28 protein-coding genes are annotated in these 23,261 nt (G+C 58.8%); 10 read left to right on the top strand and 18 right to left on the bottom strand.

What is annotated here, in order from left to right:
* Positions 1-78 precede the first annotated feature (78 nt).
* A complete protein-coding gene (locus BLP99_RS14035) occupies positions 79-690 on the bottom strand; it encodes a TetR/AcrR family transcriptional regulator (RefSeq protein WP_072398047.1) in 612 nt (203 codons plus the stop codon).
* Positions 691-823: 133 nt separating this feature from the next.
* Between BLP99_RS14035 and BLP99_RS14040 the strand changes: the two genes are divergently transcribed.
* Complete coding sequence (locus tag BLP99_RS14040; protein ID WP_072398046.1) at positions 824-1,264, top strand: hotdog fold domain-containing protein; 441 nt, start codon at positions 824-826, stop codon at positions 1,262-1,264.
* A gap of 237 nt (positions 1,265-1,501) precedes the next feature.
* Positions 1,502-1,867 (top strand): hypothetical protein, encoded by a 366-nt coding sequence (locus tag BLP99_RS26225; RefSeq protein WP_072398045.1) that lies wholly within the window; start codon positions 1,502-1,504, stop codon positions 1,865-1,867.
* Positions 1,868-1,983: 116 nt separating this feature from the next.
* Here the strand turns inward: BLP99_RS26225 and BLP99_RS14045 are convergent, their stop codons facing one another.
* Positions 1,984-3,078 (bottom strand): aminopeptidase, encoded by a 1,095-nt coding sequence (locus tag BLP99_RS14045; RefSeq protein WP_092180581.1) that lies wholly within the window; start codon positions 3,076-3,078, stop codon positions 1,984-1,986.
* A gap of 61 nt (positions 3,079-3,139) precedes the next feature.
* Between BLP99_RS14045 and BLP99_RS14050 the strand changes: the two genes are divergently transcribed.
* Positions 3,140-3,553: a PA0061/PA0062 family lipoprotein gene (locus BLP99_RS14050; RefSeq protein WP_072398043.1), complete on the top strand. Its 414-nt coding sequence runs from the start codon at positions 3,140-3,142 to the stop codon at positions 3,551-3,553.
* A 182-nt stretch (positions 3,554-3,735) separates the two neighbouring features.
* Positions 3,736-4,161: a PA0061/PA0062 family lipoprotein gene (locus BLP99_RS14055; RefSeq protein WP_072398042.1), complete on the top strand. Its 426-nt coding sequence runs from the start codon at positions 3,736-3,738 to the stop codon at positions 4,159-4,161.
* A gap of 6 nt (positions 4,162-4,167) precedes the next feature.
* On the opposite strand, the gene BLP99_RS14060 is transcribed toward BLP99_RS14055, so the two are convergent.
* Positions 4,168-4,401 (bottom strand): DUF1161 domain-containing protein, encoded by a 234-nt coding sequence (locus BLP99_RS14060; RefSeq protein WP_072398041.1) that lies wholly within the window; start codon positions 4,399-4,401, stop codon positions 4,168-4,170.
* Between the two features lie 140 nt (positions 4,402-4,541).
* A complete protein-coding gene (locus BLP99_RS14065) occupies positions 4,542-4,973 on the bottom strand; it encodes an OsmC family protein (RefSeq protein WP_072398040.1) in 432 nt (143 codons plus the stop codon).
* Between the two features lie 238 nt (positions 4,974-5,211).
* Between BLP99_RS14065 and BLP99_RS14070 the strand changes: the two genes are divergently transcribed.
* Positions 5,212-6,213 (top strand): LLM class flavin-dependent oxidoreductase, encoded by a 1,002-nt coding sequence (locus tag BLP99_RS14070; protein WP_072398039.1) that lies wholly within the window; start codon positions 5,212-5,214, stop codon positions 6,211-6,213.
* Between the two features lie 53 nt (positions 6,214-6,266).
* On the opposite strand, the gene BLP99_RS14075 is transcribed toward BLP99_RS14070, so the two are convergent.
* Together BLP99_RS14075 and BLP99_RS14080 are read right to left on the bottom strand one after the other, a co-directional pair.
* Positions 6,267-6,488, bottom strand: a complete 222-nt coding sequence (locus BLP99_RS14075; protein ID WP_072398038.1) for a DUF1161 domain-containing protein — start codon at positions 6,486-6,488, stop codon at positions 6,267-6,269.
* A gap of 117 nt (positions 6,489-6,605) precedes the next feature.
* Positions 6,606-6,821 carry a dodecin gene (locus BLP99_RS14080; RefSeq protein WP_072398037.1) on the bottom strand — a complete coding sequence of 72 codons (216 nt, stop codon included), beginning with the start codon at positions 6,819-6,821 and terminating at the stop codon, positions 6,606-6,608.
* A gap of 153 nt (positions 6,822-6,974) precedes the next feature.
* Between BLP99_RS14080 and BLP99_RS14085 the strand changes: the two genes are divergently transcribed.
* Positions 6,975-7,301 (top strand): ElaB/YgaM/YqjD family protein, encoded by a 327-nt coding sequence (locus BLP99_RS14085; protein WP_072398036.1) that lies wholly within the window; start codon positions 6,975-6,977, stop codon positions 7,299-7,301.
* Here the strand turns inward: BLP99_RS14085 and BLP99_RS14090 are convergent.
* Positions 7,295-8,191, bottom strand: coding sequence for a LysR family transcriptional regulator (locus BLP99_RS14090; RefSeq protein WP_076405808.1), 897 nt, complete (start codon positions 8,189-8,191; stop codon positions 7,295-7,297). The two genes, BLP99_RS14085 and BLP99_RS14090, sit on opposite strands and share 7 nt — an antisense overlap.
* A gap of 111 nt (positions 8,192-8,302) precedes the next feature.
* Between BLP99_RS14090 and trpB the strand changes: the two genes are divergently transcribed.
* The gene (gene trpB, locus BLP99_RS14095) at positions 8,303-9,535 is read left to right on the top strand and encodes a tryptophan synthase subunit beta (RefSeq protein ID WP_072398034.1); all 1,233 of its coding nucleotides are present in this window, start codon (positions 8,303-8,305) and stop codon (positions 9,533-9,535) included.
* On the top strand, positions 9,535-10,347 hold the full coding sequence (gene trpA, locus BLP99_RS14100) for a tryptophan synthase subunit alpha (protein WP_072398033.1): 813 nt from the start codon (positions 9,535-9,537) through the stop codon (positions 10,345-10,347). The genes trpB and trpA overlap by 1 nt, the downstream gene beginning before the upstream one ends.
* A 120-nt stretch (positions 10,348-10,467) precedes the next feature.
* On the opposite strand, the gene BLP99_RS14105 is transcribed toward trpA, so the two are convergent.
* The 10 genes from BLP99_RS14105 to BLP99_RS14150 form a co-directional block, all read right to left on the bottom strand.
* Entirely contained in the window at positions 10,468-12,429 is a 1,962-nt protein-coding gene (locus BLP99_RS14105; RefSeq protein ID WP_072398032.1) for a DUF7844 domain-containing protein, read from the bottom strand.
* A complete protein-coding gene (locus BLP99_RS14110; protein ID WP_072398031.1) occupies positions 12,426-12,746 on the bottom strand; it encodes a DUF2388 domain-containing protein in 321 nt (106 codons plus the stop codon). The genes BLP99_RS14105 and BLP99_RS14110 overlap by 4 nt, the downstream gene beginning before the upstream one ends.
* A 26-nt stretch (positions 12,747-12,772) precedes the next feature.
* Positions 12,773-13,081 carry a DUF2388 domain-containing protein gene (locus BLP99_RS14115; protein ID WP_072398030.1) on the bottom strand — a complete coding sequence of 103 codons (309 nt, stop codon included), beginning with the start codon at positions 13,079-13,081 and terminating at the stop codon, positions 12,773-12,775.
* 105 nt (positions 13,082-13,186) lie between these two features.
* Positions 13,187-13,504, bottom strand: a complete 318-nt coding sequence (locus BLP99_RS14120) for a DUF2388 domain-containing protein (protein WP_072398029.1) — start codon at positions 13,502-13,504, stop codon at positions 13,187-13,189.
* Positions 13,505-13,824: 320 nt separating this feature from the next.
* Positions 13,825-14,040, bottom strand: a complete 216-nt coding sequence (locus tag BLP99_RS14125; protein ID WP_072398028.1) for a DUF1127 domain-containing protein — start codon at positions 14,038-14,040, stop codon at positions 13,825-13,827.
* A gap of 318 nt (positions 14,041-14,358) precedes the next feature.
* A complete protein-coding gene (locus BLP99_RS14130; protein ID WP_072459684.1) occupies positions 14,359-15,852 on the bottom strand; it encodes an acetyl-CoA hydrolase/transferase family protein in 1,494 nt (497 codons plus the stop codon).
* 199 nt (positions 15,853-16,051) lie between these two features.
* Entirely contained in the window at positions 16,052-17,488 is a 1,437-nt protein-coding gene (locus BLP99_RS14135; protein ID WP_072398026.1) for an NAD(P)(+) transhydrogenase (Re/Si-specific) subunit beta, read from the bottom strand.
* Positions 17,488-17,811, bottom strand: a complete 324-nt coding sequence (locus tag BLP99_RS14140) for an NAD(P) transhydrogenase subunit alpha part 2 (protein WP_003187010.1) — start codon at positions 17,809-17,811, stop codon at positions 17,488-17,490. Before BLP99_RS14140 ends, BLP99_RS14135 begins: the two co-directional genes overlap by 1 nt.
* Before the next feature lie 15 nt (positions 17,812-17,826).
* Entirely contained in the window at positions 17,827-18,948 is a 1,122-nt protein-coding gene (locus tag BLP99_RS14145; protein ID WP_072398025.1) for a Re/Si-specific NAD(P)(+) transhydrogenase subunit alpha, read from the bottom strand.
* Between the two features lie 417 nt (positions 18,949-19,365).
* Complete coding sequence (locus BLP99_RS14150) at positions 19,366-20,280, bottom strand: LysR family transcriptional regulator (RefSeq protein WP_072459685.1); 915 nt, start codon at positions 20,278-20,280, stop codon at positions 19,366-19,368.
* Between the two features lie 156 nt (positions 20,281-20,436).
* On the opposite strand from BLP99_RS14150, the gene BLP99_RS14155 reads away from it, so the two are divergent.
* Together BLP99_RS14155 and BLP99_RS14160 are read left to right on the top strand one after the other, a co-directional pair.
* A complete protein-coding gene (locus BLP99_RS14155; protein WP_072398023.1) occupies positions 20,437-21,618 on the top strand; it encodes an acyl-CoA dehydrogenase in 1,182 nt (393 codons plus the stop codon).
* Between the two features lie 13 nt (positions 21,619-21,631).
* Positions 21,632-22,852, top strand: coding sequence for a CaiB/BaiF CoA transferase family protein (locus BLP99_RS14160; RefSeq protein WP_072459686.1), 1,221 nt, complete (start codon positions 21,632-21,634; stop codon positions 22,850-22,852).
* Positions 22,853-23,006: 154 nt separating this feature from the next.
* On the opposite strand, the gene BLP99_RS26515 is transcribed toward BLP99_RS14160, so the two are convergent.
* The coding region (locus BLP99_RS26515; RefSeq protein ID WP_218124371.1) for a hypothetical protein at positions 23,007-23,261 on the bottom strand (255 nt) is incomplete at its 5' end.

The raw sequence follows: 23,261 nt of genomic DNA on the forward strand, positions 1-23,261 counted from the left end.
CGTCCGTCACCGCGTGACACGGCCAGGCAACAACGGATAGAGACCAGATTGCCGAGCAGGCGCAGGCAAGCCTGCAGATCAGATGATGGCTCTGCAGGCTGCTTCTGCCAGAAGATCCTTGTATTCACGAGGGCTTTTGCTGACCCTTCCGGAAAGCCAGGCCCGCGAATAGTTTTCTGCAGCACCGATGATGAGCGACGGCAAGAGCTCGGCGGGAATATGGCGGAAATACTCTTTACGACCTTCCACATTTATCCATTCCAGTAGCTGCTTATTGCGCTGTTTGTTACGCGAAAGCAATTGCTGCTGGAACGGGCCGCTTGAAACGGCAAAACGGCTCTGGAACACGAAGCGCGCCATGTCTGGATGCTCATCTACCCACTCGACATAGCTGTGAACCAGGGCAACGACGCCCTCTTGAGCGGTTTGGGCCTTTTGCAGATAGCTGTCGCGCAGGGCGCCTTGATCCTCCAGGGCTGTGAAAAACAGAGTGGCGACAATGCCCTCTTTATTACCGAAATGGTGATAGATCGCCCCCACGCTCGTTTCGCATTTCGCGCGGATCGTTTCGATATTTGTCGCTTCGATACCTGTCTCGTTAAAGCAGGCCAGTGCCTGGCGCAGAATGCTGCGCTTGAGCTCGCCTCGCCTGCCGGGGAAGGCGCGTTCGATCAGATCGTTTGAATGCATAAAGAAAATGCCGGGTTGCCAGAGGCGTAAAGGTACATCGATTGGCGAGGAAAGTGATGCTTGACAGGCCTGGAAAATGCGGAATATTGTTCCGTTACAGAATATTATTCTGTAACTAACAAGAGGAAATCCTATGAGCCAGGCTCTAAGCATGTTTAACAGCGTTGGTCCCGCTGCGTTCAGTCAGCTGGCGTGTCAGATGGCGCCCTACTTCAGCACTATCGCGCCCGAAATTTCCGAGCTGAGCCAGGGGCATGCGGTGGTGAATGTTCCCTTTCGCAAGGAAATCACCAACCACCTGGGCTCGGTACACGCCATCGCGCTGTGCAACGCCGCCGAATTGGCGGGCGGGATGATGACCGACGCCTCCATCCCTTCGGGCGCCAGATGGATTCCCAAGGGCATGACGGTGCAATACCTGGCGAAAGCTAAATCAGATGTTCGCGCCGTTGCGGATGGCAATGGCATCGATTGGGAGACAGCCGGAGACAAGATCGTTCCTGTGGATATCTTTGATGAAGGGAATGTGAAGGTGTTTACCGCGAAGATCACCATGAACGTGAAAACGGCATAGGACCGGCTACGACCTGGGTGTTGCCAAGCTCAGGTCTTTGCAATGTGCACCTGCACGCCAGCTACGTGCAGGTTTTCCATTTGGAGCTTCAGGGTTTCCAGACCCTGGAAAGATCGCGTTTTCCGCTAGAGGCCCTGTTAGTTCTTACAGGTGACGGCCGGTCAAACGGATTGTTTAATCGAGGCCATGATGCGCGTTGGCTTTGTGCACTTTCCAACCTGACCAAGGGAACCGGAAATGGACGTCAAAAGACACTGCTGGGTGGTCCTGCTCTTTGCGTCATACCTGCAACCTACCCATGCTGATACAACGGTTGCACCCGCCGGTCTACCCGAAGGCGAAACGCCTGCGGCTACTGTCCAGCCTCCGGATGTCACGAAGCCGGTGACGGCGCAGGTCTGGAACAGAAGCAAAGTACCCATTGAAGTCAGCCAGAAAGGCCGTTCACCGGTGTCCATTGAACCCACGCGCGGCTATGACAGCGTGAGTTATCCCCAGGCTCCTATCAGCATAAGGATTCCGGAAAACAGCCTTATCAAATACATCACCGTAACGGGCGAGCATGGCGCTTGCACTGTGCCCGTCTGCATTTATGTTCAATGAGCCGGGATGCTGGTTCGGCAATGACCGCATTTGGCGGGTCTGTTCTCGCCAGTCATCTGGTCTACAAAGGCTTGGCTATAAGCCCAAAGCTTGACTGCCAACAACCGAATGCGAAGTCAGCTCGCTCGCGAAGTGGCCTGCTCCATCAGCGCCTCCAGTGCCGCTTTGCGTTCTTGAGCCCCAAGCCTGCCCAGCTTTTCGACCTCGGTATAAAACGCTAGCCAATCGCCGTCTACCTGCTTGAATAATGCCGCAAAAGCCGGCACCCATCGGCTATACAATCCGAACGGCAACAGTCGCGCGTTGTTCAGCGGCGCATAGACCCACGCGTCGAAGTATTTGTCACCCGCCCATTGGCTGTCGCGCAGGTGTTCATAGTGGGTGCGCAGGCGCTGGAACTCCTGGGCCTTGCGCTGGCGCATCTGCTCGGCCGGTAGAGGTTGGGTGTAGAGCTGTTCGAGCCGCTGACGTGTGTCGAGGACCAGTTGGATGAATTGATCGCGCTGACGCATTCGTTTACCGGTGTCCGGCGCCAGCCCGCGGCTCGCCCGCCATTGGCGAGTGCCTTCCTGTTCGACGAAGGTGGCGAAGGACTCGTTGAATTCCGTGTCGTCCTTTATGTAGAAGCGCTGGTGTGCCAATTCGTGAAAGATCAGCGTTGCCAGGCGCTCATCGCCCCAGTGCATCATCGAACTGAGGATCGGGTCGTCGAACCAGCCCAGCGTCGAATAGGCCTCTACACCGCCAATCGCCACGTCCATGCCCTTCAGGCGCTGCAGCGCGGCCTCGCCACGGGCGGCGCCCTGGCTGTAGTAACCGCGATACGCCACGCAACCGGCGATGGGGAAGCAGTGGATTTGCGGTGCCAGGGAAAATTCAGGCGTGGCGAAGACATTCCAGACTACGAATGGCCGGCCAATGTCTGCATACAGGCGATAGCTTTGGTTCTCGGGCAGGTGCAGGTGCGAACTGGCGAACTCCCGGGCTGCCCGGGCCTGGACCAGATGCGCCCGTAGTTGGGGATCGCGCGCCGGGTCGGCGATGACCTGGTCGATAGGCTCGCGGGCCTGCAGCAGCCGCAGCTGTCCACCGACGAGCTGGCTGTAGTAACCGGCGCTGGAGCAACCGTTGAGTAACAAAAGCAGGAGGCCTGGAAACAAAATCCGGAAAACGCGGTCGAGTAACCGATGGCTTGAACGCGGCCTGATCAATTGGAATCACCTTGGGAAAAGTCTGACCAACAAGACTATCCCGCCTGCCCGGAGCTTCGCTATGCGCGTCTTGATGCTGACAAGTGGCCTGTTGTTGCTGACCGGCTGTGCCGGTCTGCCTGACCCTGATCCGTCCCAAGCCTGGATCGACCTGGGAAACCAGCAGAACACCGCACTGCAGGCTCTGGAGGTCGATGACATGACATCCGTCGACCGACGCTATTTCGAAGTGCAGCCCGGCAGCCATGAGCTGACGGTGCGTTATCAGTTCGCCGTCGAGCCCGGCAACATCGGCCCGGATGCCGAGCCGTTGTGGCGCGATTGCCGTCTGAATGTGAAGTTCGAGGATTTCAACGCAGGCCAGCGCTATCAATTGCAGGCCGGCAACATTGGATTTCGGCCCTGGGCCAAGCTTTATGACCAACAGCGCAAAGTGGTAGGCCAAGGTACGCCGGCGGGCTGCCAACAAAGCTGATCGGCGCTGTGCCCAGGGCCTGACTGCCCAGGTCCCGGCTCTGTACGCAAAGCCCTGACACTCGTTCATGCTGCGTTGAAAACTACCTCGCAATGCTCATGGACTCCACTACACTGCGCTTGCTCGGCTGTTTCGGCCTTGCTTGACCTTCGTCTCAAGACTTTTCGAACAGAGCCTGGATCATGCGCATTCATATGCTGTTATTCGCCCTCGCTGCTCTGGGCGGTTGCGCCACGAGCCCGTTGCCTGCGGTTGATCCGAACATGGCCTGGATCGATTTTTCGACGCCCATGCCAGGTGGCAAGGTGCTGATGGCCGAGAAGCTGGATGGTCAGCGACTGCAGGACGGACGCTTCTTCCAGGTTTCGCCGGGCAGTCACGAACTGGAAGCGCGCTTCGATTTTGAAGTGTTCAGCGGCGGTGGCCTGGGAATGCTGAGCGAGCCGCAAGAACGGCTGTGCTACCTGACCGTGCGGTACGATCATTTCGAGGCGGGCCAGCGCTATCGCCTGGAAGCGCGTAACCTGGCCTACACCCCAAGCGCCCGGCTCTATAACGCCAGGCGGGAAATCGTGGCCGAGGATCGCCAGGCCCGTTGTATCCCCTGAAGTGTTCTAACGGTCGTTCTTCTGGTAGATGATTTTCTTGGTGCCATTTTCGCAACTGCCCACCACCATGTTCTCGTCGTGGACTTCCTCGTTGGCGACGATTTCCAGGGTGTAGGACGACACGTTGTTGGCCTGGATCTTCGCTTCGATTTCCGCCTTCAGTTCTTCGCAGGACCTGGGTGCGGCGAGCGCCGATGAGGCCAATGCGCAACCGATGACCATCAGGGCAAGTCGTTTCATGCTCGAATTCCTCATTGCAGCGCGCACTGCCTGGGCGCTGAAACTGCTGGCGTGCATTCGACCACAATTTGAGCGGGGCTGACAGATACCCTGCAAGGTCGCAGCCTTTATCGCCTGAAGGCTGCGACCGTTTCCACGCGTCAGCCCACCAGCGTCGCGTCCAGGGTGATCTTGGCGTTAAGCACCTTGGAGACCGGGCATCCTTCCTTGGCCTTGTTGCTCAGTTCTTCGAACTGCTGCTGGCTCGCGCCGGGGATCTTCGCCTTGAGAATCAGCTTGACCGCCGTGATCGCAAAGCCGCCATCGACCTGGTCCAGGGTCACTTCGGCATTGGTGTCGATACTGTCGGCCTTGAGCCCGGCATCCCCCAGGATCATCGAAAACGCCATGGAGAAGCAGCCCGCATGGGCCGCGCCGATCAATTCTTCAGGGTTGGTGCCCTTGCCGCCTTCGAAGCGCGCCTTGAAGCCATAAGGGGCTTCGCGCAACACGCCGGTTTCCGTCGAGATGGAGCCGATGCCGGTTTTCAGGTCACCTTCCCAGTGTGCCGATGCTTTCTTAACGATAGCCATGTTTGCCTCCTCAAGAACCGGCGCGAGGAATTCGCGCCAGGGTGTTTTCCGTTGTCAGGGTTGTGAGGATAGACCGGTCGATAAAGTTCATCCTGTCGATTAGCTGACCGATTTAGTAGGAAAATTCGATCCAGCTATTGAAACTCGGGTATATGCCCACATTGCATGGAACACACCTTTAGTAAACGGCAGGCTTTTGCCCGTGGAAAAGCCCCAGCGCCGTTGGAGATCCTGGCCCATGAAACAGCTGTCCGACGTGAAATTCTCAACCCTCGACCTGGTCCCTGTCCGTGCGGACGGCAACGCCGGCCAGTCCTTGCGCAACTCCCTGGATTTGGCGCAGCACGTGGAAAAGTTCGGCTATACGCGCTTCTGGGTGGCCGAGCATCACAACATGGATGGCATCGCCAGTTCAGCGACAGCGGTGCTGCTGAGTTATCTGGCAGGGGGTACCTCGACCATTCGCGTCGGCTCCGGCGGAGTGATGTTGCCCAACCATGCGCCGTTGGTCATCGCCGAACAGTTCGGCACGCTGGAGAGCCTTTTTCCTGGCCGGATCGACCTGGGCCTGGGGCGCGCGCCAGGCTCCGACCAGATGACCGCCCGGGCCTTGCGCCGCGAACGCTCCGGCAGTGCGGATGATTTTCCGGATGACGTCGCCGAACTGATGCGCTACCTCGGCCCACGCACTCCCGATCAGCGGATCATCGCCATGCCCGGTACCGGCACCAACGTGCCGGTATGGCTGTTGGGTTCGAGCCTGTTCAGTGCGCAGCTGGCCGGTGAACGCGGTTTGCCCTACGCCTTCGCATCCCATTTCGCACCGCGCTTCATGCACGAGGCGATTCGCATCTACCGTAACCATTTCAAGCCGTCGGCGACGCTCGACAAGCCGTACGTGATGCTTGGCGTACCGTTAGTGGCGGCGGACACTGACGAACAGGCCGATTACCTGGCGACCTCGGTGTACCAGCGCATCCTGGCGTTGATCCGTGGCCAGAGCCTGGTGCAGCGCCCTCCGGTGGAAACCATGAATGGTCTGTGGCTGCCCCACGAGAAGGAAGCGGTGGGCGACTTCCTGGGCCTGGCCATGGTGGGTGGACCGCAGAAGATCCGCGCCAGACTGGAGGTGCTGATCGAGCAGACCCAGGCAGACGAACTGATCTTCACCAGCGACCTGTATGAACATGCCGACCGCCTGCGTTCCTATGAAGTGCTGGCCCAGGTCATGAAAGGCTGAATCGCGCCCATGAAAAAGCCGACGCAATGCGTCGGCTTTGCATACACGCGAAATCAACGTTTATAGACGATTTCCTTTGTACCACCTTCGCAGCTGCCGACGACTTCCCCATCGGACGCTGTGCCTTTATCAACGATCTCCAGCGAATAACCTGACACGCCTTTACCATCAAGCTTCGCCGCGATTTCGCCCTTGAGCTCTTCGCAGGGTTTACCGGCCGCAAACGCAGAACCTGCAAGGCTCAGTAACCCCAGGGCCACCATCAACTTTTTCATCGCTCGCACTCCTTGGTCGGATCAGACTGGGCTGGTATCGAGAAAGCGGATGCGCTTGTCGGATAGCGCATCGCCATTCCCTATGGCACTCCGCCAGCGTGCAAGTTCACAGCTTCATCAGCTATTTGCAATCCGGAACCCGACTTTGAGTGTCACCTGAAAATGCGCGGCCCGGCCGTTTTCGATATGACCACGGGTTTCCGTGACTTCGAACCATTCCAGGTGCTTGAGGCTCTTGCTGGCTTCGGCCAGGGCATTGTTGATGGCATCTTCGATGCTGGTAGCAGACGAGCCGACCAGCTCGACTTTCTTATAGGTGTGATGATCACTCATGACGTTCTCCTTGGTTGTCTTTAACAGCCTAGCAGCGATTTTTCGCCTTACGTGTGGTGCCGTTTACGCTTCGAAGTTCAGATTTACTGCACTTTCACAAACCCTCGCAGTCCCAACTTCACACGCACTCAACCACTGCAGGAGAGAGCCACCATGGCCAGCACTTCATTACGTAAAGCCTCGTTGCAAAGCATGGAAGCGGAGATCGAGAGTCTGCTCAAGTCGTTGGAGACCCTGAAGGACGACGCTTCGGACGAGTCGCGTAAGACCCTCAAGTCGTTGAAGGCCAATGCCGAAAATGCGCTGAAACATTCTCGTCATCTGCTCAGCGACGCCTACGAGGAAGTCAAGGTTAAAACCCGTGAAACCGGGCTCGCTACCCGTGACTACGCCCAGGAGCACCCATGGACCACGGCAGGTGTCGCGGTGGGGGCGATTGGTTTGCTCGCCGCCTATCTGCTGTGCAAACGCGGTCACTGAGCCGGTTGATTCAACTCGTGCCTGAGCCACTGGGCCAATTGCCGCGCCCGGCCATCCGCCGCCCGCTTGGGTAGCCATAACGCCAGTCGCGCCGGGGTTTCATCGAAGCCCCATGGCGCGACCAGGCGTCCGGCGCGCACATCTTCGGCGACCAGCGGCTCGGGAGCGATTGCCACGCCCAGCCCTGCGACAGCAGCTTCCAGAAGATAATAGAGATGCTCGAAACCTTGGCCCAACCTCAGGGTTTGTGGGTCGAGGCCGTTTTGTCGTGCCCAGGTCGGCCAGGCTTGGGGGCGTGAGGTGGTATGCAGTAACGGCTCGTCCGACAGGGCCCTTGGCGGTGCGGCCTGTAAACGAGCGAAGCCGGCATAACGGGGGCTCATCACCGGGCCGATCCGCTCGCTGACCAGTTCATAGACCTGCATGTCCACTGGCCAGGGTGGCTCGGCGAACACCAGCAAGGCATCCAGTCCCGGCCGCCTGGGGTCCAGGTCGCCCTCGCCAGCGGACAGATGCAGGCGCAAGTCCGGCAGGTCGGCATTGAGCCGGCCCAGCCGCGGAATGAACCAGCGCGCCAGCAGGCTGCCCGAACATCCCAATACGAAAGGCGCATCCGCCGTGCTTCGCGTCAGTTCGGCGCAAACGGTACGTAGCCGCTCGAAGGCTTCGGCGCTGGCGTCGCGTAGGCGAACGCCGGCATCTGTGAGTTTAAGGCCGCGCCCTTCCTTGACGAAAAGGCTGACGCCCAGATGCTCCTCCAGCACCTTCAGTTGTCGACTGACGGCCCCATGGGTAACGTGAAGCTGCTCGGCCGCCTGGCTTACGCTGTTCAAGCGGGCGGTGGCTTCGAACGCCCTGAGGGCATTGAGTGGAGGAAGGTCATGACTCATTTTATATGTGAGATTTCCTGACAGGTTGCGGCGATCTTATCGGTTTTCAGCGTGGCATGTCAGGGGTAGAGTGGGCTCATTGTTCTTCTACGCATTGCCTGGAGCGCCCCGATGACCCAGCCTACGACCCCTTTCAACCTTCGCAGCGGCCCCGACGCCAACGGCCTGTTCGGTGCCTTCGGTGGCCGTTATGTGGCCGAAACCCTGATGCCGCTGATCCTGGATCTGGCCCGCGAATATGAAGTGGCAAAGCAGGATCCTGCGTTCCTCGAGGAACTGGCCTACTTCCAGCGTGACTATGTCGGTCGTCCAAGTCCCCTCTATTTTGCCGAACGCCTGACCGAATACTGCGGTGGCGCAAAAATCTATCTCAAGCGCGAAGAGCTGAATCACACCGGCGCCCACAAGATCAACAACTGCATCGGCCAGATCCTGCTGGCGCGGCGCATGGGCAAGAAACGCATCATCGCCGAGACAGGCGCTGGCATGCACGGCGTGGCGACCGCTACCGTGGCCGCGCGTTTCGGTCTGGATTGCGTGATCTACATGGGCACCACCGACATCGAACGCCAGCAGGCCAACGTGTTTCGCATGAAGCTGCTCGGCGCCGAGGTGATCCCGGTGGTCGCCGGCACCGGCACGCTGAAGGATGCGATGAACGAGGCCCTGCGCGATTGGGTCACCAACGTCGATAGCACGTTTTACCTGATCGGCACCGTGGCCGGCCCGCACCCGTACCCGGCCATGGTTCGCGACTTCCAGGCAGTGATCGGCAAGGAAACCCGCGATCAGCTGCAAGCCCAGGAAGGCCGTCTGCCGGATAGCCTGGTGGCTTGCATCGGCGGCGGCTCCAACGCCATGGGCCTGTTCCATCCATTCCTGGACGATAAGAGCGTCGAAATCATCGGCGTCGAAGCGGCGGGCTACGGCATCGAGACCGGCAAGCACGCGGCGAGCCTGAACGGCGGTGTCCCCGGCGTGTTGCACGGCAACCGCACGTTCCTGCTGCAGGACGAAGACGGCCAGATCATCGACGCCCATTCGATCTCCGCCGGCCTCGACTACCCGGGCATCGGCCCTGAACACGCCTGGTTGCACGACATCGGCCGTGTCCAGTACACCTCGATCACCGATGCCGAAGCCCTTGATGCGTTCCATAAGTGCTGCCGCCTGGAGGGGATCATTCCGGCCCTGGAAAGCTCCCATGCCCTGGCGGAAGTGTTCAAACGCGCGCCGAACCTGCCGAAAGACCACCTGATGGTGGTCAACCTTTCCGGTCGTGGCGACAAAGACATGCAAACCGTAATGCACCACATGGAACAGTCCCAGCAGGAGAAACACTGATGAGCCGCCTGCAAACCCGTTTTGCCGAACTCAAGGAACAGAACCGTGCCGCCCTGGTGACCTTCGTCACCGCCGGCGACCCGGACTACGACACCTCGCTGGCAATTCTCAAGGGCCTGCCTGCGGCCGGCGCTGATGTGATCGAGCTGGGCATGCCCTTCACCGATCCAATGGCCGACGGCCCGGCTATTCAGTTGGCGAACATCCGTGCGCTGGGGGCTCGGCAGGATCTGGCCAAAACCTTGCAGATGGTTCGCGAGTTCCGCAAGGACAACACCCAGACCCCTCTGGTGCTGATGGGTTATTTCAACCCGATCCATCGTTATGGCGTGCAGCGTTTCATCGGCGAGGCACTGGACAGTGGGGTCGACGGCCTGATCGTTGTGGACATGCCGCCCGAGCACAACAGCGAGCTGTGCGAGCCGGCCCAGGCGGCTGGGCTGGATTTCATCCGCCTGACCACGCCGACTACTGACGATGTGCGCTTGCCTACGGTGCTCAACGGTAGTTCGGGCTTCGTGTACTACGTATCGGTGGCGGGCGTGACCGGCGCTGGTGCCGCGACGCTGGAGCATGTGGAAGAGGCCGTCACACGTCTGCGGCGGCACACCGACTTGCCAATCAGCATCGGCTTCGGCATTCGTACGCCTGAGCAAGCCGCCGCTATTGCGCGGTTGGCTGATGGTGTCGTGGTGGGCTCCGCACTGATCGACCATATCGCCAGCGCCGACACCCCGGAGCAGGCGATTGATGGCGTATTGAGTTTGTGTGCCGCCCTGGCCGACGGAGTGCAGAAAGCACGCCTCAGCTGATTGGAGCGGTTTTTGGTCATGAAAAAAGGGTTCAGGACCTGGTTCTGAACCCTTTTTTCATAAGCACGGACAGATGACTGGCTTAGCCTGAGATTCGACGCCTTTCAGAGCGTCACATAATCAGGGCAACTCCAGCCCGCCGCCGGCCTTGTGCAGTTTGCGCAGATGCTCGCCGATGGCCTTGACGTTGGCTTCGTTCGCGTTGATTTCTGCGGCCCGACCTGGCTCGAGCAAGGCCCTGACTTCCTTGTCCAGATCCCCGGTCAGTGTCTGAAGCTGCTTTTGACGCAAGCTGCTTTCCGATTCCAGCCGCTGCCATTCGCTGGGTTGTGGCAAGCCATAGCCGCTGCTGCCCAGCAGTTCTGCAGGACGACTGAGGAAGCCGCTATTGGCGAGGATCTGTTGCAGCGTAGCGTTGGCCCTTTCCATACCGCCGTTCTGAAGTTCGCGGGCACCCAGGTAACGCTGCTTGACTTCATCCTGGGCCAGCAGCAACTGACGACGATAGCTGGCCTGTTCCAATAGCAGCAACGCTGCGCTGGTACGCAGGTCGGCCTTTTCGAACCACACGCGACGCTCTGCGGCGTCCAGGGCCAGCCAGTCCTCCACCGTCTGTTGCTTGATGGGCAAGTGCTTTTTCAGCACTTCGAACATGGCCTGGTAGCGTTCGCGGAATGAGTCGAAGCGGTAGCCCAGCCGCAACGCTTCCTTGGGGTCGTCGAGCACGCTGGTGTCGGCAAGCCCGCGACCCTTGAGCACTTCGAGCAAGCCGTTGGGCATGATGCTGTCCAGCCCCTTGAGTTGCTCGTTGTCGCTTCCGCTGCGCAGCAGTTTCAGGCTTTCCACGGCGCAGTTGTTGGACAGGAAGTAATAGTTGCCGTCGTAGCTCCAGTGCATTTCGGCGGCATGCTCGACTACTTCCTCGATTTCGGTACGCGACAGGTTCAAGGGCACCGATGCCAGGCTGCGCAGTTCAGTCTTGGTGTATTCATCGATCACCTGGGCCAGCGGCAGCACAAACAGGCGCGAAGGGTACTTGCCCACCAGTCCATCCCAGCTCGACAGTTGTACGTCGCCCACGAACGCCCGGTACGACAGCACCAGATGCTGGTCCAGATCCAACCGGCAATCCGGCCCACGGGGGCGATCCGGTGCGCAGATCACCAGCCGGAGCATGCTGTGCCCCCAACGGCTGACCCAGTTCTGGTTGGCTTCGGCCAGCAGGTAGTCGACGGCGTAGACGCGTTCCGGATCGACCTTGCCCAGCGGCGTCCTGGCGAAATCATTGCCGGCGTTGAGAAACGCGAACGATTTGGCGCAGGTATCCCTGGCGGCAGGAGCCCAGCCGAAATGCTGCTGGTAATAGCGATACAGGGCGGGCCGGCGGCAGGCGTAGCTTGGGTCCAGGAGGAAGTACTCCATGTTGACCGCGACAAATTCCTTGGGGCTGCTGGTCTCGTAGAGATCCGGGCTGCGGGCGACCTGGCGGTTGTGCTGTTCGCGTTCGCCGCGACGACCGACATATTGCGGCCAGCCGGCGAGATCCAGCAGGCGCGGATCATCGCTGAGGGTAAAGCGACGGTCGTTCTGGCCTCGGCAATTGTCAGGCAGGCCGATCAGCCCGGAACTTGCGGTGCGACGGGTACAGCGCTGGATCTGCGTGCGTTCGGCATCGGGCCACAAGCGCGCGCGGTCGTAGATATGAGTCAGCTCATGCAGGACGGTGGCGAGCAATTCCCGCCTAACGGTGCCGTGGGGACGGTGGGTCTTCTGCGTGGCAGCGCTGCCGTCAGTGAGGCTTTCGAGCAAATTGCTGTTGAGGTCGAGCTGCGACACCAGCGCGGCCTGGCCATAGGCATTGGCTGGCATCTGGTCGGTCCAGCCGACATCGATGCGTCGATCCAACTGTTCAATGAAGCGCGGCGGCAAGGCCTGCATGGCTTCATCGAGCAGCGCCTGGCTGGCCTGCTGCTCTGCCGGGCTCAAGCCTTCAGTATTGAGGTGCAGTTGCAGGCCGGCCTGGGCGGTGCTGCCCATGAGCAGCAGCACCCCGGTCGTCAACCAGGCGGCGAGCCGCCTCACAATGCGAGGATGGCTTCGGCGAGAACCTGGTCACTGGCGTCGCGGGCTTCCGGCACGCGGGCACGCAGGGTATCGAAAGCGGCCTCGAGGTGTGCGCCACGGATCTCACCGTTGCTGGCAACGAAGCTGGCGGCATCGTCATGGGCTTCGCGCACGATTTTCGAGTCACGGATGGAAGTGGTGGTATCGGAGGTGAAATCGATCGAGCGCTGGGAGGCGCGGACGATGATGTTACTGGTGGCTACCAGGGTATGCGCCTGGGCCATATCGGCCAATACCAACAGGCCAAGGGCGGCAGCAATCAGCGGGCTACGCATGGAACGACTCCGAAAGATAAGGATGACTATTGGACGAGAATTGCCTGTGCCAGTTCAAGGTCGCTGGCATGAAGTTTTGGCTGGTTCTGGCGCAGGTAACCCAGGGCCGATTCCAGTCGTGCACCTCGCAATTGCCCGTCGCTGGCTATGAATGCCGCGGCGTCGTCGCGGGCGGCGGCGACTATTTTATGGTCGAAGGGCGCTGAGGTCACCATGCTCGTGGCGTAGCCGCTGGCGACCAATTGTTGGGTGGAGACATCCAGGGCATGGGCCGGAACGGACCAGCAGACAGTGGTGAAGACAGCGGTGACGAACAGATTCGAATGGAAACGCATGGGACTCGACGGTTGATGACGAACCTGAAGGCTAGCGCAAACCGGCGGGCCAGAGCCAGCGCTGAAACATCGGAACACCTTTGGCGTCCCGATGTTTCATGTAGCTCAGATCACCAATATGGCTTGGGCCAATTGCGCGTCGGTGGCTTTCAACTGTGGGGCTTGCTGACGGATGTAATCCAGCGCGCTTTCCAGCTTGACGCCGCGGATTGCGCCTTCGCTGGCCACGAAGCTGGCAGCGTCGTCACGGGCCGCCTGAACGATTTTGTTGTCTCGCAGCGAGGAGGTGGCATCGGAGGTCACGTCGGACGTGGCCTTGAGGGCGCCTACGATGGAATCGGTGGTGACGATGAAACTGCTGGCATTGGCTTGGGCGGCTATGGCCAGCAGGGTCGCGGCGCTGAGCAGACGAAGACGGATCATGATGAAACTCCTTGAGTTGTGGGGTGACGCCGATGCAGGTACCTGAGCAGACGCAGGCTCGGCTCGCTTCGCCACGGTCAACCAGATATTAAGTCAGAACGGGAGAGATGGCAGCTCTCAAAAGATTTGGATGCTTTAATCTTCCGCTCTTCTGACTGTACTGGTCTGTCGTGCAATTTATTTAAACTGTTTTGTTCGAGGTCTCAGTGAATCGAAACGCCTTTAAACGACAAAACCCGTCGCGGTTTCCCGCGACGGGTTTTGTTTGTTCAATTCGATGCTGGCGGTGGACCCGACGGGTCAGGGCCAGCGACGCTGAGTTAGCGCCAGAACGGCTTGCTCAGCTCTTCGTAGCGTTGTGCTTCGCTGATACCGGCATCGGCCAGCAGGCGCGAATCCAGACGAGCCAGTTGATGGCGGCTGGCAATGCGACGCTGCCACAGCATCAGGTTGGCGATAACGCGAAGAGGCAGGGAAGCCTGGTTTTTTGCAGCTTTGTCTTCGAAAAACAGCTCGGAACTGAGTGTACGTTCCATGGTTGACATCCTTCCGCTTTTGGCGGGATCAGGTAGTGGCTTGACTGGTGCCCATGATCCTCTCGTTTAGCCAGTCTCTGTAGATACAGTTCATCTGTATTGTGCGAGACCAGTTAACTGTTAAATAGGGGTGTGCTGGTCAATATTGAGGCAACTGTACTTGTTAGCACTTATTTGGTGCGTTTTTGGTTATTTTCGGAGCTCTGGTATGAATACCTTGTAGGAAAACACCGGTACAGCAGTACAGATTTTGCCAGGACTGCATTGAATTTCATGGCCAGCAAAAACTGTACTCGCGACACCGGTATTCCAGCTGTATCAAACCGCCAACATGCGCCCGGTTTCTTCCAGGTTCAGGTGCCAGCTCAGTGCATCACGCAGGATGTGTGGCGTATGCCCACCCAGGGCACAGGCAGCTTCGAAGTATTCGTTCAAGGCCTGGCGATAGGAGGGATGCACACAATTGTCGATGATCTGCCGTGCCCGCTCCCGTGGCGCAAGGCCCCGCAGGTCGGCCAAACCAATCTCGGTGACCAGGATATCGACGTCATGCTCGGTATGGTCCACGTGACTGACCATCGGCACGACGCTGGAGATTGCCCCCCCTTTGGCGATCGACTTCGTGACGAAGATCGCCAAGTGTGCGTTGCGGGCGAAATCACCCGATCCGCCAATACCGTTCATCATCCGGGTGCCACAGACATGGGTGGAGTTGACGTTGCCGTACAGGTCGAACTCCAGCGCGGTATTGATGCCGATGATGCCCAGGCGGCGTACCACTTCCGGATGGTTGGAAATCTCTTGCGGTCGCAGGACCAGCTTGTCCTTGTATCTCTCGAGGTTGCTGAACACATCGGCATTGCGACGGCTGGACAGGGTGATGGAGCTGCCCGATGCGAAGCTCAGCTTGCCGGCGTCGATCAGGTCGAACGTAGAGTCCTGCAGCACTTCGGAATACATGGTCAGTTCTTCGAACGGGGAGTCGATCAAGCCGCACATCACCGCATTGGCGATGTTGCCGATCCCGGCCTGCAACGGTCCGAGCCGGTTGGTCATGCGTCCGGCGGCAACTTCCCGCTTGAAAAAATCGATCAAGTGATCGGCAATGGCCTGGGTGTCGCTGTCCGGTGGCAGAACGGTGGAAGGCGAGTCCGGTTGATTGGTGATGACGATGGCAACGATTTTTTCGGGCGGGATCGGAATGGCGGTGCTGCCGATACGATCATCGACCTTTACCAAGGGGATGGGGGTGCGGCTTGGGCGATAGGTCGGGATATAGATGTCGTGCAACCCTTCCAGGTTCGGGTTGTGGGCCATGTTGATCTCGACAATTACCTGTTTGGCGAAGATGGCAAAGCTGGCCGAATTGCCTACTGACGTCGTTGGTACGATATGGCCCTGTTCGGTGATAGCCACCGCTTCGATAACGGCGATATCGGGCAGTTTGAGCTGAGCGTTGCGAAGTTGCTCGACGGTTTCGGAAAGATGTTGGTCGATGAACATTACCTCGCCGGCATTGATCGCCTTGCGCAAGGTACTATCGACCTGGAAGGGCATGCGTCGCGCCAGTACACCGGCCTCGGTGAGTTGTTTATCCAGGTCGTTGCCCAGGCTCGCTCCGGTCATCAGGCTGATTTTGAGCGGCGAGATCCGGGCACGCTCGGCGAGGGCGTGAGGCACGGCCTTCGCTTCGCCAGCGCGAGTAAAGCCGCTCATGCCTACGGTCATGCCGTCCTCGATCAACAAAGCTGCGTCAGCAGCGCTCATCACTTTATTCGACAACGAAGGCAGGCGGATGCGATCTTGGTACATGGGGGGCTATCTCGGGCTGGAAGCAGGATGCGCAGTCTAGTGAATTCACTCCGTGCCCGTCCCGCTACAAAAGTCGCATTTGAGGCGTCTATTACGGGCGTTTCAGGCAAAACATTATTACCGGATCGGTAACGAATGGGCTTGATACAAATCAAAACGCCCCGACAAGTCGGGGCGTTTTGGGTGAATCGCGCAGGTTTTATTCGACTGCCTTGACCATGTCTTCGATGACTTTCTTGGCGTCGCCAAACACCATCATGGTCTTGTCCAGGTAGAACAGCTCGTTATCCAGGCCAGCGTACCCGCTGGCCATCGAGCGCTTGTTGACGATGATGGTCTTGGCCTTGAACGCCTCGAGGATCGGCATGCCGGCGATAGGCGACTTCGGATCGTTCTTCGCCGCCGGGTTGACGACGTCGTTGGCGCCCAGCACCAGCACCACGTCTGCCTGGCCGAACTCGGAGTTGATGTCCTCCATCTCGAACACCTGGTCATAGGGCACTTCGGCCTCGGCCAGCAGGACGTTCATGTGTCCGGGCATGCGTCCGGCTACCGGGTGGATTGCGTATTTCACGGTCACTCCATGATGGGTCAGCTTCTCGGTCAGCTCTTTCAGTGCGTGTTGCGCGCGAGCCACCGCAAGGCCGTAACCCGGGACGATAATGACCGTATCGGCGTTGGTCAGCAGGAACGTGGCATCGTCGGCAGAACCGGATTTCACCGGGCGCGCCTCTTTCGAGCCCGCCGGGCCGCCGGCATCGGCGCTGTTGCCAAAGCCACCGAGCAGCACGTTGAAGAACGAACGGTTCATGGCCTTGCACATGATGTACGACAGGATCGCGCCACTGGAGCCCACCAGGGAGCCGGCGATGATCAGCATCGAGTTGTTCAGGGAGAAGCCGATCCCCGCCGCTGCCCAGCCCGAATAGCTGTTGAGCATCGACACCACTACCGGCATGTCCGCGCCGCCGATCGGGATGATGATCAGCACGCCCAGCACGAATGCCAGGGCCAGCATCAGGGCGAAGGCGCCCAGGTTGCCAGTGAACATGAAGGTCAGGCCCAGGCCCAGCGTAGCGAGGCCCAGGATAAGGTTGAGCTTGTGCTGGCCGCCAAACTGTACCGGTGCGCCCTGGAAGAGGCGAAACTTGTATTTACCCGACAGCTTGCCGAAGGCGATCACCGAACCGGAGAAGGTGATTGCACCAATGGCTGCACCCAGGAACAGCTCCAGGCGGTTACCGGCCGGAATCGAATCGCCCAACTGCTTGACGATGCCCAGAGACTGAGGCTCGACGACAGCTGCGATGGCAATGAACACCGCTGCCAGGCCGATCATGCTGTGCATGAACGCCACCAGTTCCGGCATCTTGGTCATCTCGACACGCTTGGCCATGATGGAACCGGCGGTGCCACCCACCAACAGACCGACGATGACGTAACCGATGCCTGCGGTTGCGAGCTCGGCGCCCAACTTATAGATAAGCCCGACAGTGGTCAGTACCGCCAAGGCCATGCCGAGCATGCCGAACAGGTTGCCGCGGCGGGACGTGGTGGGGTGCGACAGGCCTTTGAGGGCTTGGATGAAGCAAACGGACGCGATCAGGTAGAGCGTCGTTACCAGGTTCATGCTCATTACTTGGGCGCCTCTTCTTTTACGGCTTTCGGGGCTTTTTTCTTGAACATCTCGAGCATCCGGCGCGTGACCAGGAAACCACCGAACACGTTAACTGCGGCCAGGGCCACGGCAAGGGTGCCCATGGTCTTGCCAAGTGGTGTGACGGTCAGCGCAGCGGCGAGCATGGCGCCGACGATCACGATGGCCGAGATGGCATTGGTGACTGCCATCAATGGCGTGTGCAGCGCGGGTGTAACGTTCCAGACCACGTGGTAACCGACATAGATCGCCAGCACGAAGATGATCAGGTTGTAGATACCGGGGGAGATAAGCTCTTCCATTGTCTGAATCCCTGCTTAGGCGTTTTTACGGATGACTTGGCCATCGCGGCACATCAGGCACGCGGCGACGATGTCGTCTTCCAGGTTCACGTCGAACTGACCTTCCTTGGTGAAGACCAGCTTCAGGAAGTCCAGCAGGTTGCGGGCGTACAGCGCCGAAGCGTCAGCCGCGACTTCACCGGCCAGGTTGGTCGGACCGACGATGGTCACGCCATGTTCGACGACTACCTGGTCAGCCACCGTCAGCGGGCAGTTGCCACCCTGGGCTGCGGCGAGGTCGATGACCACCGAGCCGGGTTTCATCTGTGCGACTGTTTCCGCGCTCAGCAGGGTCGGTGCCTTGCGGCCCGGGATCAGTGCGGTGGTGATGACGATGTCGGCCTGTTTGGCGCGCTCGTGCACGGCCTGGGCCTGGCGCTGCATCCAGCTCGCCGGCATGGGGCGGGCATAGCCGCCAACACCGACTGCGCATTCACGCTCTTCATCAGTTTCATAAGGCACATCGACGAACTTGGCGCCGAGGGATTCGATCTGTTCCTTGACCGCGGGCCTTACGTCCGAAGCCTCGATCACCGCGCCCAGACGCTTTGCGGTGGCGATCGCCTGCAACCCGGCCACGCCGGCGCCCAGGATCAGCACCCGCGCCGCTTTCACGGTGCCTGCGGCGGTCATGAGCATCGGCATGAAGCGTGGATAGTAATGAGCCGCCAGTAACACCGCTTTATAGCCAGCGATATTCGCCTGGGACGACAGCACATCCAGGCTTTGGGCGCGGGAGGTCCGTGGCGCGGCCTCGAGGGCGAAAGCGGTAATGCCGCGTTCGGCCATCTTGGCAATGATGTCGTTGTTGAATGGATTGAGCATACCCACCAGAACGGTGCCGCTCTTGATCAGCATCAGCTCGCTGTCGCTGGGAGCGACCACCTTGAGAATCAGTTCGGCCCCGAATGCGTCATTGGCGCTGCCAATGGTCGCGCCTGCTGCTTCGTAGGCACTGTCGATAACGCTGGCTTTGACGCCCGCGCCACTTTGAACAGTGACTTTATGACCCTGGCCGATCAGCTTCTTGATGGTTTCCGGGGTAGCAGCAACCCGTGTTTCACCCGTTTGGGTTTCGAGAGGAACACCAATGTGCACGTCAAATCTCCTGCGTGATCTTATTGAGTAAGCCCAGGCACTTCGGATGGTGCTGCTGGGGCGGCGGATCAGCACGATCCCGCCGAATCAGGCGGGGCGCGGCATTTTGCAGGCGAAAATTCAGCCCATCAAGGGATTATGACTGGTGACGAAAAATTAACTACAAGTCACCCTGTGACTGAATGTCGCAATCACTAGGCTTGATCCCGTGCAGGCCGTGCTTTTCAAGGATTCAGGCGCAAATCGATAAAATTTCCCATTGGCTGGATGAATGAGCACACATGGGTTGCGCAATATGGCTCAAAGCCACGTATTTGAACGGTTCTGAGACTACTGTACCGATTTCATAACAGATTGACTGTATGCGACAAAAACTTATATCTGTAGCGCTTTTGGTTAGCTGACTACCGGACTCGATTATATAACTTTTCCTTGTATATCAAGCTGATAGCTCCTCGCTTGATTGACCAGCCAATCCCGAAAAGCACGCAAGGATGCCGATTCCACTTTTCGTTCGGGGATCATCAAGTAATACGCCTTGAGGCTCGACAGCGCGTTGGGATTGGCCACGACCAGGCGTTTTTCCGCCAGCTCGCGCTGTATGAGAAAGGGTGGAATCAAGGCTATCCCCATGTCGTGCATGGCTGCTTGGGCAAGCATGGAGAATAGTTCATAACGCGGTCCTGTCAGGTCTCGGGCGACGTTGAGGCCCTGGGCATTGAACCATTGGCGCCATGCGTATGGGCGGGTGGTTTGTTGGAGGAGCGGCAGCTCGGCGATTGCTTCCGCTGTCAGGTGAGTCTGATTGCCCAACTGAGCGGGGCTGCAAACCGGCATCGGATTTTCACCCATGAGCTTGTGGGACTCGGTACCGGACCAGTCTGCATCGCCGAAATAGATAGCCGCGTCGAATTCGGTGTCCGCAAAGAGAAATGGACGGGTGCGGTTAGTCAGGTTGACGGTGACTTCCGGGTGTTGCTGCTGGAAATCCTTCAGGCGCGGTAGTAGCCATTGAGTGCCGAATGTCGGCACTACCGCCAGCTCGATTACATTCGCGCCGGTGTGCCCCATCACCGAAAGCGTGTCGCGCTCGACTGCGTCCAGTTGGGTAGCGATCCGACGGCTATAGGAAATACCGGCTTCGGTGAGTTTGACGCCGCGGCGAGAGCGCCGGAACAGCTCCACTCCGAGGAAATCCTCCAGGCTGGCGATCTGACGACATATGGCCCCTTGGGTAAGAGAAAGCTCTTGCGCGGCCTTGGTGAAGCTTTCATGACGTGCGGCCGCCTCGAAGCTGACCAAGGCGGCAGTGCTGGGAATCTTCCGACGCATATACGCTCACCTCACTGATGGTTGTTGTAAACGAGGTCTTTGGCGTTTACGGAGTGAGAAATTAGCACAACAGCATGCGGAATCCTCGTTTGCTCTGGTAGGAAACCGCGCCTAGGATCAATCCACGATTTCTCACTCGATTGGCGAGGTTTTGTCATGGCCGTTAAAGCGAGCTTCAACTGGATCGATCCATTGTTGCTGGACCAGCAACTCACTGAAGAAGAACGCATGATTCGCGACACTGCCGAGCAGTTTGCCCAGCAGAAGCTTGCGCCGCGGGTCTTGGAGGCGTTCCGTCATGAAAAAACCGACCCGGCGATCTTTCGTGAGATGGGTGACATGGGGTTGCTCGGCGCGACGATCCCCGAGCAATACGGTGGCAGTGGGCTGAATTACGTCAGCTATGGCCTGATCGCTCGCGAAGTGGAGCGTGTCGATTCCGGTTATCGCTCAATGATGAGTGTGCAGTCCTCGCTAGTCATGGTGCCAATCAATGAGTTTGGTACCGAGGCGCAAAAGCAGAAGTATCTGCCGAAGCTGGCCTCCGGCGAGTGGATCGGTTGCTTCGGTCTGACTGAGCCAAATCACGGCTCCGACCCGGGCGCGATGATTACTCGTGCGCGCAAAGTCGAAGGCGGCTACAGCCTGACGGGCAGCAAGATGTGGATTACCAACAGCCCGATCGCCGACGTATTCGTCGTCTGGGGCAAGGACGACGCCGGCGATATCCGTGGTTTTGTGCTGGAGAAGGGCTGGAAGGGGCTGAGCGCGCCGGCCATTCATGGCAAGGTCGGGTTGCGAGCTTCGATCACCGGTGAAATCGTCATGGATAACGTATTCGTTCCGGAAGAGAACATCTTTCCTGATGTGCGGGGCTTGAAGGGGCCTTTCACCTGCCTCAACTCGGCGCGGTACGGGATTTCCTGGGGCGCCTTGGGGGCCGCTGAATTCTGCTGGCACACCGCTCGCCAATACACGCTGGATCGTCAGCAGTTTGGCCGTCCTCTTGCGGCCAATCAGCTGATCCAGAAGAAGCTGGCCGATATGCAGACCGAAATCACTCTTGCCTTGCAAGGCTGTCTGCGCCTGGGTCGCATGAAGGATGAGGGTACGGCTGCGGTGGAGATCACCTCGATCATGAAACGCAACTCCTGTGGCAAGTCGCTGGAGATTGCCCGCATGGCGCGGGACATGCTGGGCGGCAATGGCATATCCGATGAGTTCGGGGTCGCTCGTCATCTGGTGAATCTGGAAGTGGTGAACACTTATGAAGGTACGCACGATGTTCACGCTCTGATTCTGGGGCGTGCGCAAACCGGTATCCAGGCGTTCTATTGATAAGGAGACGGCCATGGGCGCGCTTTCGCACCTGAGGGTACTGGATTTATCGAGGGTGCTGGCCGGGCCGTGGGCCGGACAGATCCTGGCGGACCTGGGGGCTGAGGTTATCAAGGTCGAACGCCCCGGCAATGGCGACGATACGCGTGCCTGGGGGCCGCCCTTCTTGAAGGATGCGAATGGTGAGAATACGACCGAGGCGGCTTATTACCTGTCCGCCAATCGCAACAAGCAATCGGTCACCATCGACTTTACGCATCCCGAGGGGCAAAAGCTCGTGCGGGAGCTGGCGGCCAAGTCCGATATTTTGATTGAAAACTTCAAGGTGGGTGGGCTTGCTGCCTATGGCCTGGATTACGATTCGCTGAAGGCAATCAACCCACGGTTGATCTACTGCTCGATTACTGGATTTGGTCAGACTGGTCCTTATGCCAAGCGTGCCGGGTATGACTTCATGATCCAGGGGTTGGGGGGGCTGATGAGCCTCACTGGGCGCCCCGAAGGCGAGGAGGGCGCGGGGCCGGTGAAGGTCGGTGTCGCGCTGACTGATATCCTGACCGGACTCTATTCCACCGCCGCCATCCTGGCGGCGTTGGCCCGCCGCGATCACGCCGGTGGCGGACAGCACATCGACATGGCTTTGCTGGACGTACAGGTAGCTTGCCTGGCTAACCAGGCAATGAACTACCTCACGACAGGTCATGCGCCGAAGCGCTTGGGCAACGCTCATCCGAATATCGTGCCTTATCAGGATTTTCCTACCGCCGATGGCGATTTCATTCTCACCGTGGGCAACGATGGTCAGTTCCGCAAATTTGCCGAGGTCGCCGGCCAGCCACGCTGGGCTGACGACCCCCGTTTTGCGACAAACAAGCAGCGAGTGGCGAACAGGTCGATATTGATCCCACTGATTCGTCAGGCGACGGTATTCAAGACTACCGCCGAATGGGTCGCTCAGTTGGAGTGTGCCGGCGTCCCCTGCGGACCGATCAACGACCTGGCTCAGGTGTTCGCTGATCCGCAGGTTCAGGCTCGTGGGCTGGCGATCGAGTTGCCTCACGGATTGGCCGGTAAGGTGCCACAGGTCGCCAGTCCGATTCGGCTGTCCGAGACGCCAGTGGAATACCGAAGCGCGCCTCCTTTATTAGGCGAGCATACGCTTGAGGTGCTGCGACGAGTGTTGGGGTTGGATGAGGCGGCGGTGGCGGTCTTTAGGGAAGCCGGTGTCGTTTGACTTCTCTTCTATATAAGAAGGTGGTTTTGGGATGCGTTTTCGCTCGCTGTTGCAACGCATTGATTAAAAAAGAAAATAAAGGTTGACGGTAGATTCTGAGTCTCTATAATTCGCCCCACTTCCGGCGCAGTCGAAACGGAAAACTTCTTGAGATTCAATAAGTTATGAAGTTTTCGGGTGTGCAGGACTTCAAATCATCGAAGTCCGGAAGGGGGTCGACAGGGTTGCAGTCAAGTCCCGTCGGCACTTCGATCTTAACGATCGAAGACGCTGGAAAAGAGGTGTTGACAGCAGCGGCTAACGCTGTAGAATTCGCCTCCCGCTGACGAGAGATCGAAAGCGCAAGTGGTTGAAGTTGCAAAGGAAACTTTGAAAACTTCTGAAAATAACCACTTGACAGATGTACGGG

Source organism: Pseudomonas sp. NFACC32-1, from assembly GCF_900101215.1.
Lineage (GTDB): Bacteria > Pseudomonadota > Gammaproteobacteria > Pseudomonadales > Pseudomonadaceae > Aquipseudomonas.

What these genes read in the sequence shown, in the direction of transcription:
- BLP99_RS14075 (WP_072398038.1), bottom strand. Translation starts at nt 6,488, where the DNA reads ATGAAAAAGTTGATGGTGGCCCTGGGGTTACTGAGCCTTGCAGGTTCT.
- BLP99_RS14115 (WP_072398030.1), bottom strand. Translation starts at nt 13,081, where the DNA reads ATGCGTTTCCATTCGAATCTGTTCGTCACCGCTGTCTTCACCACTGTC.
- BLP99_RS14140 (WP_003187010.1), bottom strand. Translation starts at nt 17,811, where the DNA reads ATGGAAGAGCTTATCTCCCCCGGTATCTACAACCTGATCATCTTCGTG.
- BLP99_RS14160 (WP_072459686.1), top strand. Translation starts at nt 21,632, where the DNA reads ATGGGCGCGCTTTCGCACCTGAGGGTACTGGATTTATCGAGGGTGCTG.
- BLP99_RS14080 (WP_072398037.1), bottom strand. Translation starts at nt 6,821, where the DNA reads ATGAGTGATCATCACACCTATAAGAAAGTCGAGCTGGTCGGCTCGTCT.
- BLP99_RS14110 (WP_072398031.1), bottom strand. Translation starts at nt 12,746, where the DNA reads ATGCGTAGCCCGCTGATTGCTGCCGCCCTTGGCCTGTTGGTATTGGCC.
- BLP99_RS14035 (WP_072398047.1), bottom strand. Translation starts at nt 690, where the DNA reads ATGCATTCAAACGATCTGATCGAACGCGCCTTCCCCGGCAGGCGAGGC.
- BLP99_RS14120 (WP_072398029.1), bottom strand. Translation starts at nt 13,504, where the DNA reads ATGATCCGTCTTCGTCTGCTCAGCGCCGCGACCCTGCTGGCCATAGCC.
- BLP99_RS14125 (WP_072398028.1), bottom strand. Translation starts at nt 14,040, where the DNA reads ATGGAACGTACACTCAGTTCCGAGCTGTTTTTCGAAGACAAAGCTGCA.
- BLP99_RS14150 (WP_072459685.1), bottom strand. Translation starts at nt 20,280, where the DNA reads ATGCGTCGGAAGATTCCCAGCACTGCCGCCTTGGTCAGCTTCGAGGCG.
- BLP99_RS14135 (WP_072398026.1), bottom strand. Translation starts at nt 17,488, where the DNA reads ATGAGCATGAACCTGGTAACGACGCTCTACCTGATCGCGTCCGTTTGC.
- BLP99_RS14040 (WP_072398046.1), top strand. Translation starts at nt 824, where the DNA reads ATGAGCCAGGCTCTAAGCATGTTTAACAGCGTTGGTCCCGCTGCGTTC.
- BLP99_RS14055 (WP_072398042.1), top strand. Translation starts at nt 3,736, where the DNA reads ATGCGCATTCATATGCTGTTATTCGCCCTCGCTGCTCTGGGCGGTTGC.
- BLP99_RS14065 (WP_072398040.1), bottom strand. Translation starts at nt 4,973, where the DNA reads ATGGCTATCGTTAAGAAAGCATCGGCACACTGGGAAGGTGACCTGAAA.
- BLP99_RS14130 (WP_072459684.1), bottom strand. Translation starts at nt 15,852, where the DNA reads ATGTACCAAGATCGCATCCGCCTGCCTTCGTTGTCGAATAAAGTGATG.
- BLP99_RS14050 (WP_072398043.1), top strand. Translation starts at nt 3,140, where the DNA reads ATGCGCGTCTTGATGCTGACAAGTGGCCTGTTGTTGCTGACCGGCTGT.
- trpB (WP_072398034.1), top strand. Translation starts at nt 8,303, where the DNA reads ATGACCCAGCCTACGACCCCTTTCAACCTTCGCAGCGGCCCCGACGCC.
- trpA (WP_072398033.1), top strand. Translation starts at nt 9,535, where the DNA reads ATGAGCCGCCTGCAAACCCGTTTTGCCGAACTCAAGGAACAGAACCGT.
- BLP99_RS14070 (WP_072398039.1), top strand. Translation starts at nt 5,212, where the DNA reads ATGAAACAGCTGTCCGACGTGAAATTCTCAACCCTCGACCTGGTCCCT.
- BLP99_RS14155 (WP_072398023.1), top strand. Translation starts at nt 20,437, where the DNA reads ATGGCCGTTAAAGCGAGCTTCAACTGGATCGATCCATTGTTGCTGGAC.
- BLP99_RS14060 (WP_072398041.1), bottom strand. Translation starts at nt 4,401, where the DNA reads ATGAAACGACTTGCCCTGATGGTCATCGGTTGCGCATTGGCCTCATCG.
- BLP99_RS26225 (WP_072398045.1), top strand. Translation starts at nt 1,502, where the DNA reads ATGGACGTCAAAAGACACTGCTGGGTGGTCCTGCTCTTTGCGTCATAC.
- BLP99_RS14085 (WP_072398036.1), top strand. Translation starts at nt 6,975, where the DNA reads ATGGCCAGCACTTCATTACGTAAAGCCTCGTTGCAAAGCATGGAAGCG.
- BLP99_RS14090 (WP_076405808.1), bottom strand. Translation starts at nt 8,191, where the DNA reads ATGAGTCATGACCTTCCTCCACTCAATGCCCTCAGGGCGTTCGAAGCC.